At 50.8% G+C, this 16814-nt stretch carries 9 protein-coding genes and 1 pseudogene; 3 read left to right on the top strand and 7 right to left on the bottom strand.

Annotation, left to right across the window (positions count from 1 at the left end; translation table 11 throughout):
* Positions 1-5: 5 nt before the first annotated feature.
* Entirely contained in the window at positions 6-323 is a 318-nt protein-coding gene (locus tag J1836_RS13045) for a hypothetical protein (protein ID WP_207251566.1), read from the bottom strand.
* Between the two features lie 14 nt (positions 324-337).
* Between J1836_RS13045 and J1836_RS21585 the strand changes: the two are divergent.
* The 3 genes and pseudogenes from J1836_RS21585 to J1836_RS13030 all read left to right on the top strand — a co-directional run.
* Positions 338-565 (top strand): annotated as a pseudogene (locus J1836_RS21585) (hypothetical protein); the annotation flags it as partial.
* Between the two features lie 183 nt (positions 566-748).
* Positions 749-1399, top strand: a complete 651-nt coding sequence (locus tag J1836_RS13035) for an NBR1-Ig-like domain-containing protein (RefSeq protein ID WP_207251564.1) — start codon at positions 749-751, stop codon at positions 1397-1399.
* 60 nt (positions 1400-1459) lie between these two features.
* Positions 1460-3001, top strand: a complete 1542-nt coding sequence (locus J1836_RS13030) for a PD-(D/E)XK nuclease domain-containing ATP-binding protein (RefSeq protein WP_207251563.1) — start codon at positions 1460-1462, stop codon at positions 2999-3001.
* A 10-nt stretch (positions 3002-3011) separates the two neighbouring features.
* Here the strand turns inward: J1836_RS13030 and pgl are convergent, their stop codons facing one another.
* The 6 genes from pgl to J1836_RS13000 form a co-directional block, all read right to left on the bottom strand.
* Entirely contained in the window at positions 3012-3659 is a 648-nt protein-coding gene (gene pgl / locus J1836_RS13025) for a 6-phosphogluconolactonase (protein WP_242632843.1), read from the bottom strand.
* Positions 3659-5158: a glucose-6-phosphate dehydrogenase gene (gene zwf, locus J1836_RS13020; RefSeq protein ID WP_207251561.1), complete on the bottom strand. Its 1500-nt coding sequence runs from the start codon at positions 5156-5158 to the stop codon at positions 3659-3661. Before zwf ends, pgl begins: the two co-directional genes overlap by 1 nt.
* The gene (gene gnd, locus J1836_RS13015; protein ID WP_207251560.1) at positions 5155-6597 is read right to left on the bottom strand and encodes a decarboxylating NADP(+)-dependent phosphogluconate dehydrogenase; all 1443 of its coding nucleotides are present in this window, start codon (positions 6595-6597) and stop codon (positions 5155-5157) included. The genes zwf and gnd overlap by 4 nt, the downstream gene beginning before the upstream one ends.
* Positions 6598-6703: 106 nt before the next feature.
* On the bottom strand, positions 6704-9466 hold the full coding sequence (locus J1836_RS13010) for an autotransporter outer membrane beta-barrel domain-containing protein (RefSeq protein ID WP_207251559.1): 2763 nt from the start codon (positions 9464-9466) through the stop codon (positions 6704-6706).
* A gap of 732 nt (positions 9467-10198) precedes the next feature.
* Positions 10199-14776 (bottom strand): Calx-beta domain-containing protein, encoded by a 4578-nt coding sequence (locus J1836_RS13005; protein WP_207251558.1) that lies wholly within the window; start codon positions 14774-14776, stop codon positions 10199-10201.
* Between the two features lie 17 nt (positions 14777-14793).
* Positions 14794-16812, bottom strand: a complete 2019-nt coding sequence (locus tag J1836_RS13000; RefSeq protein ID WP_207251557.1) for a spherulation-specific family 4 protein — start codon at positions 16810-16812, stop codon at positions 14794-14796.
* Positions 16813-16814 lie beyond the last annotated feature (2 nt).

Raw genomic sequence — 16814 nt, 5'->3', positions numbered from 1 at the left:
GACATTTAAGTCATTTTTTGATTTCTTTTAGGTGTTTTGAAAATACTATCAGTGCCAAGTGCTTTACGAGGTATTTTCAAACATACCTTCGCTTCAATACCTTCATTAACATCTACTCTTATCCAGTCAGCAACAGATACTGCATCGGAATAAACTGATTGACTTAGCAAAGCATAGGGCAAAGCTTCAGATGCCTGAGTATTGTTTATCATAGCCCAGCCATCATCAGCAAAGGCAATATCTATCTTAAATAACACAATCAGAAAAAAGGCAACTGCTCGATATGTGTTACTCCACGACGAGAAATAATTTTTGTTCAACACACTTAAATCTCCTAAAAGTGCCGATACGCAACCATATCTTTGCTGCCTTGTGCAGTTATGTCCACCTCCAGCAGATGAGGTTTGTTGACATCATCAGCAATGCCTACCAGTGGCAACGCAATTTGCACACAAAGGTGATCGCCGCTTTCGTCAGAAACTTCATGCAAGGTAAGCAGCACCTTAACCCACAATTTCAGGTCGCCGTCAATGCGCAAGTCCTATTCCTATCAAAAAAATTATAAATTGGTTACAAGTTGTCAGAATTGTTTGTCGTGTACAGAATTATCCGATAAACGGTGATTATTGGTACTTGACAATTCGATGTTAACCCATTTCTTTTACTTATTGGACAAAAGGTTTACTTGTAGGGTTAAACTGTGTACTTGACTACTCAATTTCACACTATCACAGCACGAGACCTAACCATGCAAACAGACTTTGGCATATTCCTACGCCGAAAAATCCTTGAAAAATCAATATCCATTAGCAAATTCGCAGAAGAAGTAGGACTCAGCCGCAAAGCCGTCCACAATCTGCTAGACGGCAGCGTAGAAGAAGCCAAGTTCAAAACGCTGATAAAAATTGCCGATGCACTCAACATCCACCCAATGGAACTGATCAGTGCCTACTTCCGCTACGCTGACTTTGCCTGCCACACCGGCACAGAATGCCGTACATCCAGTTCCACCACCGGGGACGACATCGGCTTCGTCAAGGATGTGACCTTTCCCGATGGCGACATGGTTTCTATCAACACCACCTTCGTCAAAAAATGGCTGATTCAGAACACCGGCACAGTCCACTGGCAAGGGCGTAGTCTCATCTGCATTGATGACCTCCTGCAAGTGCGCCACCCCGACGGCACAATCGTAAAACACGGTCTCAAATCCCCCCAAAACCATTACCCACTACCTGACACCCCACCCAACGGACAAATCGAAATCGCCATCACCTTCACCGCCCCCAACTACCCCAGCACCGTCATCTCCCACTGGAAAATGATCGACTCCCAAGGCAACTACTGCTTCCCCAACAATGCCCCGCTCACCTGCATGGTTAAGGTCTTCTCACTATGACACCCTGCCCCAACGTTTCCGCTATACTTAAACCTTGTTCTCAGCCTGCAAGCACCTTGTATGAAAAAACTCCCCATCGGCATCAGCACCCTCAGCAGCATCCTCAACGACGGCTGCGTCTACGTCGACAAAACCGCCCTGATCCACCAACTGGTGACAACCAGTCGCTATCACTTCCTCTCCCGCCCACGCCGCTTCGGTAAATCCCTGCTGGTTGACACCCTCAAAGAACTCTTCGAGGGTAACGAACCCCTATTCCAAGGCTTAGCCATTCACCCGTTATGGGACTGGACAAAACAACACCCCGTCATCCACATCACCTTCAACGACGGCGTACATACCGACCGCACACAACTTGACACCCTCATAATCGGGCAACTCAAAAAGAATGCCGAACGACTAGGAGTCAAATTACAAGAAGGGCTTATTTCACAACAATTTGCGCAATTGATTGAAGACAGCGTAGAAGCCTACTCACAACCTGCGGTAGTACTGATCGACGAATACGACAAACCCATCCTCGACCAAATTCTGGACAGCCAACGCGCCACAGAATTGCGTGACGGGCTGAAAAACCTTTATTCCGTGCTGAAAGGGCGCGACACCCTGCTGCGCTTTGTACTACTGACCGGCGTATCCAAATTTTCCCAAGTCTCACTCTTCAGCGGGTTAAACAACCTCAACGACATCACGTTGGATGCGCGTTACAGCGCCCTGTGCGGCTACACCCAAAGCGAACTGGAACACCATTTCCATGACCATCTAAAAGGCGCGGATATGGCACGAGTGAGGGCATGGTACAACGGCTACAATTGGTTAGGAGAATCCGTTTACAACCCGTTTGACATCTTGTTATTTGTCGATAAAGGGCAACAGTTTCGCAGTTACTGGTTTGAAACCGCCACCCCCAGCTTTCTGCTGACCTTGCTCAAAACCGGACATTACTACCTGCCGCAACTGGAATACCTCGAAGTCCAAGAGTCCAGCCTTGGCAGCATTGACATCGACAATATCCCCGCCGAAGTGCTGCTATTCCAGACAGGCTACCTCACCATCCACGAAACCCTGCAAATGGGCAACCAATTGGGTTTCGTCTTAGGCTACCCCAACCTTGAAGTCAAACTCAGCCTAACCACCCATTTACTGAGCTACCTAACCCCAACCAACAGCCGCGCCCCCCAAACCAGCATACAAATCTACCGCCTATTGGCAAAAGCAGACATGGACGGGCTACGAGATACCCTCAAACGCTTCTTCGCTAGCATCCCCCACGATTGGTATCGCAATAACAATATTGATCAGTACGAAGGTTATTACGCCAGCCTGTTCTACGCTCACATGGTCGCTTGTGGTGCTACCACCATTGCGGAAGATGTCACCGCCACGGGACAAATTGACCTAACCGCTATCGTAGAAAACAAGGTATTTATTTTCGAGTTCAAGGCTATCGACACAGAACAGGGCAATGGCGCAGCATTGGCACAAATCAAAGCCAAACGCTACGCTGACAAATACCGCGACGGGCGCGAGTTATATCTGGTGGGCATCGAATTCAGTAAACAAACCCGCAATATCGTCGGGTTTGAGTGGGAGAAAATCTAAAGCACTCTGCCTATTCTCCGTATGCCGCCGCATCCACCAACAAACAAGCATCCTCCCGCACCGCCAACACAATCGGCAAACATGCCCCGCTACGCCATTGCGCCAGCGCATCAACCTTCCCCGCCCCCGTCACCAACACCAATTGCTGCCGACACGCCTGCAATGCCGCCACACTCAAACTCACCCGCTCCGGCGGCGGCTTCGGCGCATCGAACACCGCAACGGTTAGGGATTTCCCCTCTTCAAACCCCGGAAACAAACTCGCCGTATGCCCGTCTTCGCCCATCCCCAACATCACCACATCAAACGGCAATTTATCGTGGATAGTCTGCGCATAAGCCTCCGCCGCCGCTTCCGCCCCCAACTCCGCCGGAATCGGAAAACGCCGTTCAGTCGGCAAGCTCATCCGCGAATTGCGTTCCACATGCTCAACCGGCAAACACCGCTCATCCCCCCAAAAAATCTCCCACTTATCCCAATCCTGCGGTGTATCTGCCAGCAAATCATACGCCCGCTGCGGCGTACCGCCCCCTGCTAACACCAAGCGAAACACTCCACGTTCGCGAATCGCCACCTGAGCCGCCGCTGCAATCCACTCGCACGCCCGCTGCGCTACCGCTTCCGCATCCACCAACACTTGCGTATCACTGGGTAACATCACTCACCTCCATTGCACGACAAGGTGTGCCGCCACGCTCTATCCGAATCCCCAAAAATCTTTTCTGCCGCCTTCGGCCCCCAGCCACCTGCCGGGTATTGCAAGGGCAATTGCTCGTCTTCTGCCCAACGTTGCATCACCGGGTCAACCACCGTCCAAGCCGCTTTCACCTCGTCATAACGTAAAAACAGCGAGCTATCGCCCTTGATCACATCCAGCAACAATTCCTCATACGCTTCGGCTTTGCGCTCACCCGGCGTACTCACCGACGCATCCATCACAATCTGGCGCGTGTGCATTTCCAGCCCCGGCACTTTCGCAGAAATCTCCATGCGCACCGCATCTTCCGGCTGAATCCCAATCAACAACCAATTCGGATGCGGCTGATACACCCCGCTGCCCTTAAACAATTGCATCGGCGGCTGCTTAAAACGCACCGCCACCAACGAACGCCGCTCTTTCAACCGCTTGCCAGTACGCAAATAAAACGGCACATCCTTCCAACGCCAATTGTCGATATACAGCTTCATCGCCGCGTAAGATTCGGTATGGCTACCCGCTGCCACCCCCGTTTCCTGCAAATAACCGGGGACAGCTTCACCCTTCACCTCACCCGCCGCGTATTGCCCACGAATCGCATGAGTCGCAAGCTGCTCCAGATTCACCGGGCGAATGGATTGCAATACCTTGACCTTTTCATTGCGCAAGGCTTCCGCTTCCAGCGACACGGGCGGCTCCATTGCCAGCAAGGCCATCACTTGCAGCAAATGGCTTTGGATCATGTCGCGCACCGCACCGCCGCTCTTATCGTAATAGCTGGCACGCCCATCCACTCCCACCGTTTCCGCGTGGGTAATCTGAATGTGGTCAATGTGATAACGATTCCACAACGGCTCTAAAATCAGGTTAGCGAAACGCAGCACCAGCAAGTTTTGCACCGCTTCTTTGCCCACGTAATGGTCAATGCGGTAAATCTGTTCTTCCTTAAGATGCTCGCTGAGGCTGTGCTGCAAGGTACGCGCCGATTCCAAATCGTGACCAAACGGCTTTTCGATCACCATGCGCCGAAAACCTTGCACCTCATCCAACAATTGCGCCGCCGCCAGCCCTTCGGTGACAGTGACGTACAAATCGGGGCTGACGGAAAGGTAAAAAATCACGTTGTTGGCGCATTCGCCATCATTTTGAATCCATGCACCCAAGGCTTGGTAGAACGTCGCCTCCGTCAAACTTCCCGCCAAATAATCCAGCCGCTGAATGAAGCTTTCTAACGCTGCATCTTCTGCCACACCTTGCTTCAGCAATTGCTGGCGTACTTCTACCTGCCAAGAAATCTGCGTAAAGGGGGTACGTCCACAGCCAAGAATTTCCACATCATCCGCCAAATGACCCATGCAATGCAGTTGGTAGAGTGCTGGCAATAACTTGTGCACCGCCAGATTGCCCGTCGCCCCAAAAATAACGTAGGCGTGCGAAATCCCCACACAACCACAACTCATAACAGCTCCTCTGCACGATCCGTGCCCCAATGCGTGTGGAAATGCAGTGCCGGGTCGCGATCAACTCGCTGGTAGCCATGCGCCCCAAAGAAATCGCGTTGCGCTTGCAAAATATTCGCCGAACCGTCTGCACAACGGTAGCCGTCATAGAATGACAACGCGGAAGATAATGCCGGAGCTGGCACACCTTGCATCACCGCTAACGCCACCGCTTTACGCCAACCACTTTCCGCTTGCTTCAGTTCCACCGCAAAAAACGCATCTTGCAACAGGCTTTGCGGCACAGGTTCGCGTTCAAAACTGGCTTTAATGTCGCCAAGAAAACGGCTGCGAATAATGCAACCCGCCCGCCACAGCAAGGCAATGTCGCCATAAGGCAAATTCCAACCATTTTGCGCCGCCGCCGTTTGCATCAGCATGAAACCTTGCGCATACGACACCAGTTTTGCCGCATACAGCGCATCATGAATAGCATCGAGATAGGCTTGCCGCTGATCTGCCGCCACGGGTGCGGCTAAACCGCCCAAAAGTTGAGAAGCAGCGACACGTTCATCCTTACGCGCCGACAACATCCGTGCATGAACGGCTTCGCCAATCAGGGTCAGTGGCACGGCATGTTCGAGCGCGTCTTGCGCCGTCCATAACCCCGTGCCTTTTTGCCCGGCACGGTCGAGGATTTTGGTGACAAGTGGGCTACCGTCCACGTCTTTCTGGCGCAAAATCTGGCTGGTAATGTCGATCAGATACGATTCAAGCTTGCCTTGATTCCACACGGCAAACGTATCCGCCATTGCGTCGAAATCCATGCCCAAAGCATGTTGCATCAGGTGGCAGGCTTCGGCAATCAGTTGCATATCGCCGTATTCGATGCCGTTATGCACCATTTTGACGTAATGCCCCGCTCCGCCTTCACCGAGCCATTGGCAACAGGCAACACCGTCCGCTTTGGCAGCAACGGCTTGGAACATCTCACGAATGTCCGACCATGCTTCGACTGCACCACCGGGCATCAAGGAAGGGCCGTGCCGTGCGCCCTCTTCACCGCCAGATACGCCCATGCCGACAAAATGAATAGCCTTTGCGGTCAGTTCCTGCCAGCGGCGCGTGGTATCTTTGTAGTTGGAATTGCCACCATCGATAATAATGTCGTTGGGGTTGAGCAGCGGTAGCAATTGCTCGATCACCGCATCGACAGCCCGCCCTGCCGTGACCATCAGCATAATAATGCGTGGCTGTGCAAGCTGATTGACGAATTCGGGTAAGGTTGGCGCGGCTTGGATCGTGCGCCCCTGTGCCTGTTGCGCCATGAATTGTTCGGTGAGGGAATAGGTGCGGTTATATACGCTAAGGGAATAGCCGTGATCATTCAGGTTGAGCGCAAGGTTTGACCCCATTACGCCGAGACCGATTAAGCCAATATTGCTGGGAGTGGTGTCCATGCCTACCTCGTTGTCATGTTAAGTATGGTGGTGGGTAGACGTAGAATAGCAGAGCGTGGAAGGGATGCCCACCAAGCGTGGCAGGCATCCATCTTCATAGGCGGGTTTACTGAGCAGTGCTTTTGAACACCGCTTTAATCGTACCGACCATAACCGTCGTGGTCACTGTCTTCTTTGCAACTTTAGAACTCAAGTGGCGCACGCGCAGAATATCCCCTGCTTTGAGCGCCCCCTTAACTTTGGTATAAGCACCACCATTAAGGCTGTATTCCCCGCCACTAACACTCACAGCGGTTGGCACGTTAATGCCAGCAATGGTCGCAGGGTCAGACTCCACCACCGTGTTCAAAGCGACGGCGGTTTTGGCTGGAAAACTGAAAGCATCCGGCACGGTATCCAGCAACATGACCGTACTCACGAAACTCGCCTTGACACCGCCTACTGTTAGTGCAGTGGTCACTTTGCCTTGTGACTTGCTTGAGGACACATGACGAACCCGCAAGGTATCGCCCGTCTTAGCCGTACCCTTGGCTTTCGTATACGCTCCACCATTGAGGCTGTATTCACCAGCGCTAATACTCACTGCGGTTGGCGCATTCATCCCAGTCAGCGTAACCAGCTCAGATTCAAGCACTGTCGCTGGCAATACATTCGTGAGTTCCGCAAAACTGAAGGCATCGGGCGCAGTATCAATCACCAGCGTGGTACTTTTAAACGTCAGCGTTTGTGCTCCAAGCTTCACCGTTGTCGTCACCGCAGTCTTGGACTTGCTCGAAGATGTATGCCGTACTACTAACTGATCACCATTTTGCACCGTACCCTTCGCTTTGCTGTAAACACCACTATTCTTGCTGTACTCACCACCGGTGATAGTCAGCGCCACTGGCGCAGTCAAACCATTGACCGTAATACTGTTGGAGGTCATCAAAGTGCTAGGTAACACATCCGTTTTTTCACTGAATATCATAGGAATGGGTTCAGCCAAAGTCGTGCTGCTAAACATACTGCTAACACCGCCAATCGTCAGCGTTGTATCCACTTTGGTCGCGTAATTGGCTGAAGCATTGTGTTGTACCCGCACCGTTGCGCCATTGCTCACCGTTCCTGCCGTGCTGGTGAATGCGCCACCATTAATGCTATAGCTGCCACCAGCAACGCTGATCGCTGCTGGCGCATTAATCCCACCAACGGTGATGCTGTTGGATGTCATTGCACTAGAACGTACTACATTGGTTTGCGCGGTGAAACTGAACGCATCCGGCGTTGTATCAACGGGTTCAGTCAAGGTTGTACTACTAAACGTACCATCGACACCGCCAATCGTTAGGGTTGTATCCACTTTGGTCGCATACCCAGTAGCGGAGGTGTGCTGTACGCGTACTCTGTCTCCATTGCTTACCAAACGTGGCGTATTAGTGAATGCTGCACCGTTAATACTGTAATGCCCACCCGCCACACTCATCGCAACGGCAACCTCAATACCACTGACCGTCACTTCATTGGATGTCATCAAGCTGGAACGTGCCACGTTAGTTTGTGCGGTGAAGCTAAAAGCATCCGGTTGAGTATCAACACCATGCGCCGCGTCACTATACAACACTGCTCCCCAGTCTAACCCCGGATAACCGACCCAAGGAATAGCGCGTCCCGCCAAGGCATAACGTTTACCATTCGCAGGAGTAAAACTGAAGCTGGTAGCGCTACCCGTATTTTGAATAGATTCTGCAACAACTTGTTGAGCATTGCTGATTTGTACATTATCAACCAAAAAACTAACATCAGACGTTACACCCACGTAACGGTAACCATTGTGACGGTATTGCGCCCTGAATTTTACCAATTTGTCAGCATAGGCACTTAATGAAAGCGTTTTTGTAGAAAATGCCGACTCTTCTTCATTGCCTGAAGATGTACCCGTTTTACTGTAAATGTCTCGCCAACTTGCACCACCATCCACACTAATTTGTAGAGCAGCCGTTTGCCCATCCGTTGCATAACCCAGTTTAGAATCAAACTGTAAAATACTGTCGCCAGAGGGAATATAGGTAATAGGGAATTCAACTGTTTCAGATGATGTGACAGGTGCTAAACGGTAAACCGCCGTATCGCTAATGTCTGAATCTGAATAAATCAGGTCATAGGAAGCATCCGTACCATCCGTCACATTCAAACTATCGCTTTCCGCATTATAACTCCCCGTAGCCTCTGAAATTTCTGCCACATAGGCTTCATATTGTTGGGCAAGGGAAACGGCGTTAAATGTATATGTCGCCAACGCACCACCCACCGGATTGGTATTGCCACTGACTTGAACCTGCTCTTCCGATGTCCCCACTGATTGGGGATCAATGACCGTCACGGTATAGCTAAAATTCCGCGAACTACCATTAACCGTCACGTTATTGACGCTTACTTGGTAACTGGTATCCGCAGCAGGTTTAGGCCAGTCTTGATCAGGGGTCATATTATTAGGTCGCCATACCAAGGTATTTTCCCCATAACCATTGGTAGGCGTTTCCAATGTTACCGGAACATTGACACTACCTTGCTTCATGGAGACGGTGGCGTTTGCAAAATTTGCACCCGGATAAGCAAAAGACCAACGTACTGGCACAACTTGATAAGGATTAAAACCTTTCGTGGGCCATGCCACGAAATCGTCGCGGGTGGTCGGTCTAGCTGAGCCAAAACGCCCATCAAATACCCAAACAGCGTTAGCGGCGCTGTAAGTATCGATTGCTGGCACATCGCCAGTGCCCATTTGCTGAGTCTGTGGATATAGCAGCCAACGGCGATGCCCAGCCACCGTATTGTTAGTACCGTTGTCACGCATTTGTCCGCCAACAGCATCCCAACCGTTGTGCCCCAAAGAAATGTTAGAACTGCTCGCAGCGGTATACCCATCTGCGGTATAACACCGCCATGAACTAGGGGAGTATGGCTTAGTGAATTATTGGCACTCATCATTAAAGCAGCTTGCTGTGCTTTCGTATTGAACGTATTCGATAGCGTTACGCTGGCAGGAACACCAGCCATCGCACGGAAGTAATTGATGCGAGCTAGGACAGAATCTTTAAATGCACTGCTGGTCGCGCCTGCATTACAAGCGGCATGATTACCCGTCCATTCAATAGGTGTGTTGAGTGAGGCTGAATAAACGCTATTGTAAAAAGCGCGTGCCAACTGACGATTACTGGGATTAACTGTCCAACCGCCGGTATTAGAGGATGGCACACGCCAAGCGGCTTCCAATTCCTCTGACAACGGGTATGGCTGCAACGCGGGGTAATTAGGGGCATCCCCTAACACCTCGGATGTTAGCAATACGCTGGGTCTTGCATCACCTTGATAGGAAGACAACTTACCTTCTTGGCAAGCTGACAATAAGAATGTAGCGATAATACTGACAACAGCAAACCGCTTAACGACTGAGAATACCTGCATGTTAAAAGCCCCCCTTACTTGCCCATGATCGTCGATGAGCATAATTCACCCAAACTCATTCACACACTGAATATACATTTGTTTTATATAAAACAAAACAAATTAATGACTGTTTGAGGGATGCTAACAACCTCAGGTACCCCTTATCAGAAACCGCTTATTTTGTTGTAGTTTTGAAAGTTGCTTTGGTCTTGCCGACTGTTAGGGTCGTGGTTACGGTTTTCTTGGCACTTTTGGAACTCAAGTGCCGTACTCGTAAGACATCGCTGGCTTTAAGCATACCTTTGGCTTTGGTGTAAGCACCGCCATTAACGCTGTATTCCCCACCACTGACACTGACTGCTGTAGGCACATTGATACCACTGATGGTAATAGGAGCAGACTCTACCCAAGTGTTCAGGGCTACGGAGGTTTTAGCAGCAAAGCTAAAAATGTCTGGTGTCGTATCAATCACCAGCGTAGTGCTTTTAAATGTCAGCGTTTGCTTACCCAGTTTCACAGTGCTCGTCAGCGTTGTCTTGGACTTGCTGGAAGACGTATGCCGTATTTGCACGTTATCACCATTTTGAACTGTACCTTTCGCCTTAGTGTATACCCCACTATTCTTGCGATATTCCCCCCCCGTAATGCTAATAACCGTAGCACTCGTCAATCCTCTGAGTGTAAGAGTGTTTGATTCAATCAGGGTCGAAGGTAAAACCCCCGTTTGCTCGATAAAAGCCAATTTGCTGTCTGGGACTAACGGGTTAGAACCCTGTTTATACTCAGCGAGGTTGCTGACTCCATCGGCATCTTTATCGCTACTAGCGTCGCTGGCATCCAACGGATTCAAACCATACAGGGTTTCCCAACTATCCGGCATCCCGTCATTATCATCATCACTATCAGCATTATTACCCATGCCATCCTTGTCGGTATCCACGGATTCAGCAGGATCATTCGGGAATGCATCCAGTTCATTAGGCACACCATCACCGTCACGATCAGTATTATTGTCGGTCAGATATTGCAGCAAGGCTGCATATTTGGGTGACGTGGTTTGCCCAACATGCTCCAACGCCCCCCATGCTCCGTAGCGCCCCGGCGTACCGATGTCGGTAAAATGCGTAAATAACCCACCGCCTTGCTGTTTCCACGCTGCCAAATACTCGCTATAAAGCTGCCCCATACGCGGATCACGGTTGGCTTGTGTAAACAGGTTAATCACCCCCGTGCTGAGTGTTCCCCAAATGTCGGCGATATGCTGCCCACCTTCATAAGAAATCAGGTGCAAGCCGTGTTGTTGCGCTAACTGCTGATGGTTGTTGATCCAACCAGCTACTTGTTGGATAGCACTGGTATCTGGGCTATTACTAAGTACATTGCCGTGCTGCAATTCCTCGAACAATTTGCCCATGCCACCGTCCGCATCTTTTAACCAGCCATCCAGTTCCGCAGTCACTGTCCGATCGCCCAAATGTCCACCGAAATACGGTGCAATCGCTAGGGTGTCGATACCGTAGTGGCTACAAGGACCTTCTTTCCACAAAGGGCAAGCTAGTGCCTGTTCCGCTGGGTATGTCCACGCTGCCTGCCCGCCCATCACGCATACCACACGGTTGGCATTATTGCCGAACACCTCTTTCCAAATGTGGCACATTTCCGCACTGCGCTTACCGTACCAGTTAAGGCGTACCGTATGATCGTCTGCAACTGTATCAGGCCATAACGCCCGACCTTGCTGGAGCGCGTAAGTACTTTGCGCAAAAATGCTGTTCCAAACTTCGTTGGAATATTCCACATACACCTTATTGTGCGACTTCAGATTGTCACGCACTTGGATCGCAAACTGGCGTATATAATCATCATCGGCTTTGTGCGGCATGTTGAACCACGCGGATTTATCCAAATCGTTCGCCAGTTGCAACATGATTTCCAGCGGAATGCCGGATTGATAGCCGTAATGTGCATAGCGAGCATCACTGGGTAACGGGCGCTCCGTCCAATGTTCCTGCGTACTGCCATTAGTCGCCATCCAATCCATAAAACGTAATACCTGAAACGGGCGGGTACGTTCCAGAAAATCGGGGTTGAATACATGTTGGGCGTAAGTAGTGGCATACGCTTCTGGAATCATGCGGATATTGCGTAAGTAATTGCCATTATGTTGCGGGTCAGTCGCCGTCAATGTCATCAAAATAGCCGTACCGTTATTCTTATCCGGCACAATATTAATGACATCACGCCCTGTTCTGGATTCTGCCTCCAGTTTGTGGGCAGAAAAGTGGTACTGGAGCGTGCCTTCGCCGTCATACAACACCACGTAGCGCCCGCCTTTGAATTCAGGGTACATCGCCCAGTAAGTGGCCACACGGGTAAAAATCGGCGCATCTTCCGATTTTGGCAGGGACTTCACCCAACCCTCCGCATCCAGATTAAGCTGCGCCTGTTCGCCCGTATCCCACTGTCCGGTACAGCCGGGATCAGGTTTTGCCACCCAATAAGCACACTGAGTAATCCAAGTACGCGACATTTTGAACAGATCAAGGAACGGCATTTGCGAACTCCAGTCCGACACACCGCTGAGGTTAGTGCCTAACAACGATGCAGCACTGTCGCGTGTTTTGGGATCAGTGCCAGCCAAATGCTCCGCCTGATTACTCGTACCGTCCCCGTCGGAATCCAGCTTGGCATCAGCCGCATCGTTAGGATTTAAACCGTAATGGCGTTCCCAGTCATCCGACATCCCATCAACATCGCTATCCTCCTGTGTCAGACTGATTTGCAAGCTGGATGAGATGGTGCGTGCATCACCGACAATAGTGCCAATCGTGACAGTGATCTTTTCACTGGCCTCAATCAAACTATCGTCGATAGCATCCAGTCGTACTGTGCCGCTCGTACTACCGGCGGGAATCAACAACGATGCGGTAGCAAGACGGTAATCAGTTCCTTGGGTTGCTGTACCCGCAACATTCAGAGCGAGCGTAACGGATGTGGCAACGGCTTTATCCAAGTGTGCGCTCAACGTCACACTACCGCCTTTTTCGGACATGCCTGTAGCAGAAGCAGTCAGCGTCACCACCGCTTCATAATCCGTACCGTTGAGATAATCCAACAAAGCATCGTACTTGGGGGAATGGGTTTGTAGCACATGCTCCAGTACACCCCAACTGCCCCATTTGCTGGGAATGCCAATGTCGGTGTAATTCATCATCAAGCCACCGCCACGCGCCTCCCAACCACGCAGGTAATCGAGATACAACGCCCCCATGCGCGGGTCGCGGTTAGCATTGATGAAGAGATTGGTTAATGCGCTGTCATTTTCCACACCACCCACACCAACCAAGTGTTGTCCGCCCTCATAACCTAATAATTGCAAGCGGCGGGTGCTTGCCAACGTGTTGTAAGCATCCATCCAACGCCATGATTCCGCGATTGCACCACCGGCTGCTCCGCCCGCCAAAACGCCCCCTGTGGTTAGCTCGGCAAATAGCTTATCCAGTCCGCCATCCGCTGCACCCGTCCAAGCATTGACCTCGGCTTGATGGGTGGGAAGACCAAGGTAGTAACCGAAGTAAGGTGCAATGGCGAGAGCGCCAATGCCATGGGTGCTACACGGTTTTTTATCCCACAACGAACAGTCCAAGGCGGCAGAAGCTGTCCAAGTATTAGCCGCTTGCGCACCTAGCACACAAGTCACCCGACTGGCTTGCGCTCCAAAAGCGGTTTTCCAAATGTCACACATTTCTGCAGTACGCTTGCCATACCAATTAATCACTTTCGTGTAATCGCTGTCTGTGCCACCCGACCACAGCGCCTTGGCTTGGTCACGTATCCACGCGTGCTGGCTAAACTGGGTATTCCAAACTTCATTGGAATATTCCACGTAAATCGGCAGCGTGGCATCAAGCGTATCCCGAACCAAGGTCGCAAACTGACGCATGTAGTCATCATCCGCCTTGTGCGGCATATTGAACCACGCGGGTTTGCGGGTTTCATTAGCGAGTTGCACCATTATTTCTAGCGGAGCGCCAATCGGATTTCCGTAAGTGGCATAGGTAGCCGCCGTTGGTTTTGCCCTGTCTGTCCAACGTTGTTGTGCATTGCCATTGGTATTCATCCAGTCCATAAAGCGCAGCGTTTGGTATGGCTGGATACGGGAAATAAAATCGGGGTTGAATATCTGCTGCGGGTAAATACCCTCATCGGCTTGCCGGATCAGGCGCATATTGCGGATATAATTCCCTGTTTTATTCGGGTCGGTGTCCATGATCTGTATCTGAATCAGACCACGGTTCAAGTCAATATCCAGTACATCACGCCCTCGCGTGGATTCAGCAGCAATTTTTTGTGCGCCCAGCCGATAATGCAGCGTCCCCTCCCCCTCATACAGCAATAAGTAACGTCCGGCAGGGAAGTTTTTCGGTACATCCAACACTGTGCCAGCAATGGAATAACCCGGTGTGGCAGGGTCTGGAAGTGATTTCACCCAACCATCCGCATCGAGGTCAAGTTTAGCGTTCTCATGGGTTTCCCAGCGTCCATTGCAATCAGCATCACGGCTATTGTCACATTGAGTGAGCCACGGACGCGCTTGCTTAAACAAATTGGTAAACGGGCGTTGAGTAGACCAATCCGAAATGCCACCAAGATTGCTACCCAACCGTAACGTTGTACCCTCGGCTACCGCTAGATCAGATAGCGCAAGCCCTAACAACAGTGTTACTAACCAAGTGGTTGCCATCTTCATCATGATTTTACCTGCCGTCTCTATTTTGTTGTGCTTTTAAAACTGACTGACGTATTGCCTAGTTTCAGGCTAGTAGTAACCATCTTCCCCGCACGAGCCGCCGCTGTATGCCGTACCTGCAAGCTATCCCCCGCCTGTAACAGCCCTTTGACTTTGGTATACGCCCCACCGTTGAGACGGTATTCCCCATTGCTGACCGTCACAGGAATAGCAACATTGATGCCACTGATCGTAACAATGGCAGATTCCACCCAACTGTTTAAACTCACCCCCGTCTGCGGCGTAAAACTAATCGGGGTAGGCGTACTGTCGATCACGAACGTCGTACTTTTAAAAGCGTAAACATTCTTGCCTACCTTGACCGTCGTGGTAACAGTGGTATTGGATTTACTGGAAGCCGTGTGCCGCACCTGTAAAGTATCGCCATTGTTCACCGTACCTTTGGCTTTGGTGTACGCTCCACCATTCTTACGGTATTCACCACCTGTCACGGTGAGAGCAGTAGTAGCACTCAAACCGCTAAGTGTAATGGTATTGGATTCGATCAAGGCGGTCGGTTTAACACCTATTTGGCTGTTAAATGTATTGTTTGGCGGGGTTTGCAGGTTGACCAGATAATCAAGCAACGAATGCCAATAAGTAGGCAAGCTATCCCAGGGGTTGCCATCATTGCCATCGTCGGTGAAGTAAAGGTAGCCATAATTCCATTGCAGTGCCTGATTGACGACCGCTGATACAGCATTGGCAGGAACGTCATAAACCAGCAAAGCAGACTGGCGGGCGGCGGTGGTCTGCGTCCAATCATTTGGCTTGATTGCCTGCAACCACTCAGCATAGGAAGATTCAAAAGTAACTGCACTCTGTGCTACCACATCGTTACTGACATAAGACGCAGCAGGTGTAATGCCAGGGTTCAGCACGATCAACGGCAATCCTAATGAACGAGCATAGCCGCTGAGTTCCTGATAAAAGCTGACCTGCTTGGAGTCAGTTGCCGCCTCGTCGAAGAAAATGCCGTGCACCGCAAAATGATCGGCATACGCTTTGATGTCCCGCTTCATATCTACCAATGAACGGGTGTTATAACAGCTAGCCTGTGCTTGAGAATTGCCCCAGCAGGTGGGAACATAACCTAACAGGGTGACACCTGCGGTACGTAATGCCTGCATTCCTATCTGGTAGTCGCTATTGGGTGTACCGGATGCACCCGGCCCGTTCGCAGGGTTAATAATCGCTGTAATATCGACTTTGGCTTGTGCCGCCGCGACATCATCCCAGATATAGCTGTTTGCATTCCAATGGCTAGGGTATTGGTACAGGGGCAATAGCATGGATAGCTTGGGATGGTGATAAAAGTTAACCTTGTCGATCAATAGGTCATAGGCATCCTGCGCATAATTGCCATCTGCCTGTACCGCTACTGCCAAGCGGTCAGGGTCATTGGGTGTCAGGACGGGGGCGACCGTCATATTCAGTTCATGCCGTGCACCATCAATAATGAAATAACGGTAATAGACTTGACCAGAACGGATTTCACCTTCCATCTGCAAGTGATGCCACTGCTTGACCGCCAAAGCTTGCTGGATAGGTGTCGCCACCCAGCGTTCGCTTTGGTGAGGATTCCAATAACGCCATTGCGGGCCATTACTACCAACATTCATCCACTGCAATGCCCATTCGTAGCGCTTCCCCCCTTGCCACTGGTTCATGGTGAATTCCAACGCTTGAATACGCGAAGGCATCCCCTGATTATTGAAGCTGGTTTCAGGCAGATAAAAATCCAGCTCCAGTGTAAAGAAATGGGCATCTGGATCGGCTGGTAAGTTACGGTAGCAGTGAATATTGGAATAAGGATCGCCACCCGTCAGACCGCAACGTAACGCCTTGCCAGTGGGGGAGTTCGCCAACGAATTTTCGATAACCCAAGTAGGATTGCCCTCTTGATACCCCCCCCATGCAGTGGCATTTTCCTCAAGATTAATAGCAATTCCCGCATAAGCGGGTGACATTAGCCCAACCCAGCAGATATTCCATGCCATTA

Origin of the sequence: Thiothrix fructosivorans (assembly GCF_017349355.1) — a bacterium.
In the GTDB taxonomy this organism is placed as follows: domain Bacteria; phylum Pseudomonadota; class Gammaproteobacteria; order Thiotrichales; family Thiotrichaceae; genus Thiothrix; species Thiothrix fructosivorans.
This window is presented reverse-complemented; position numbering and strand designations above follow the sequence as displayed.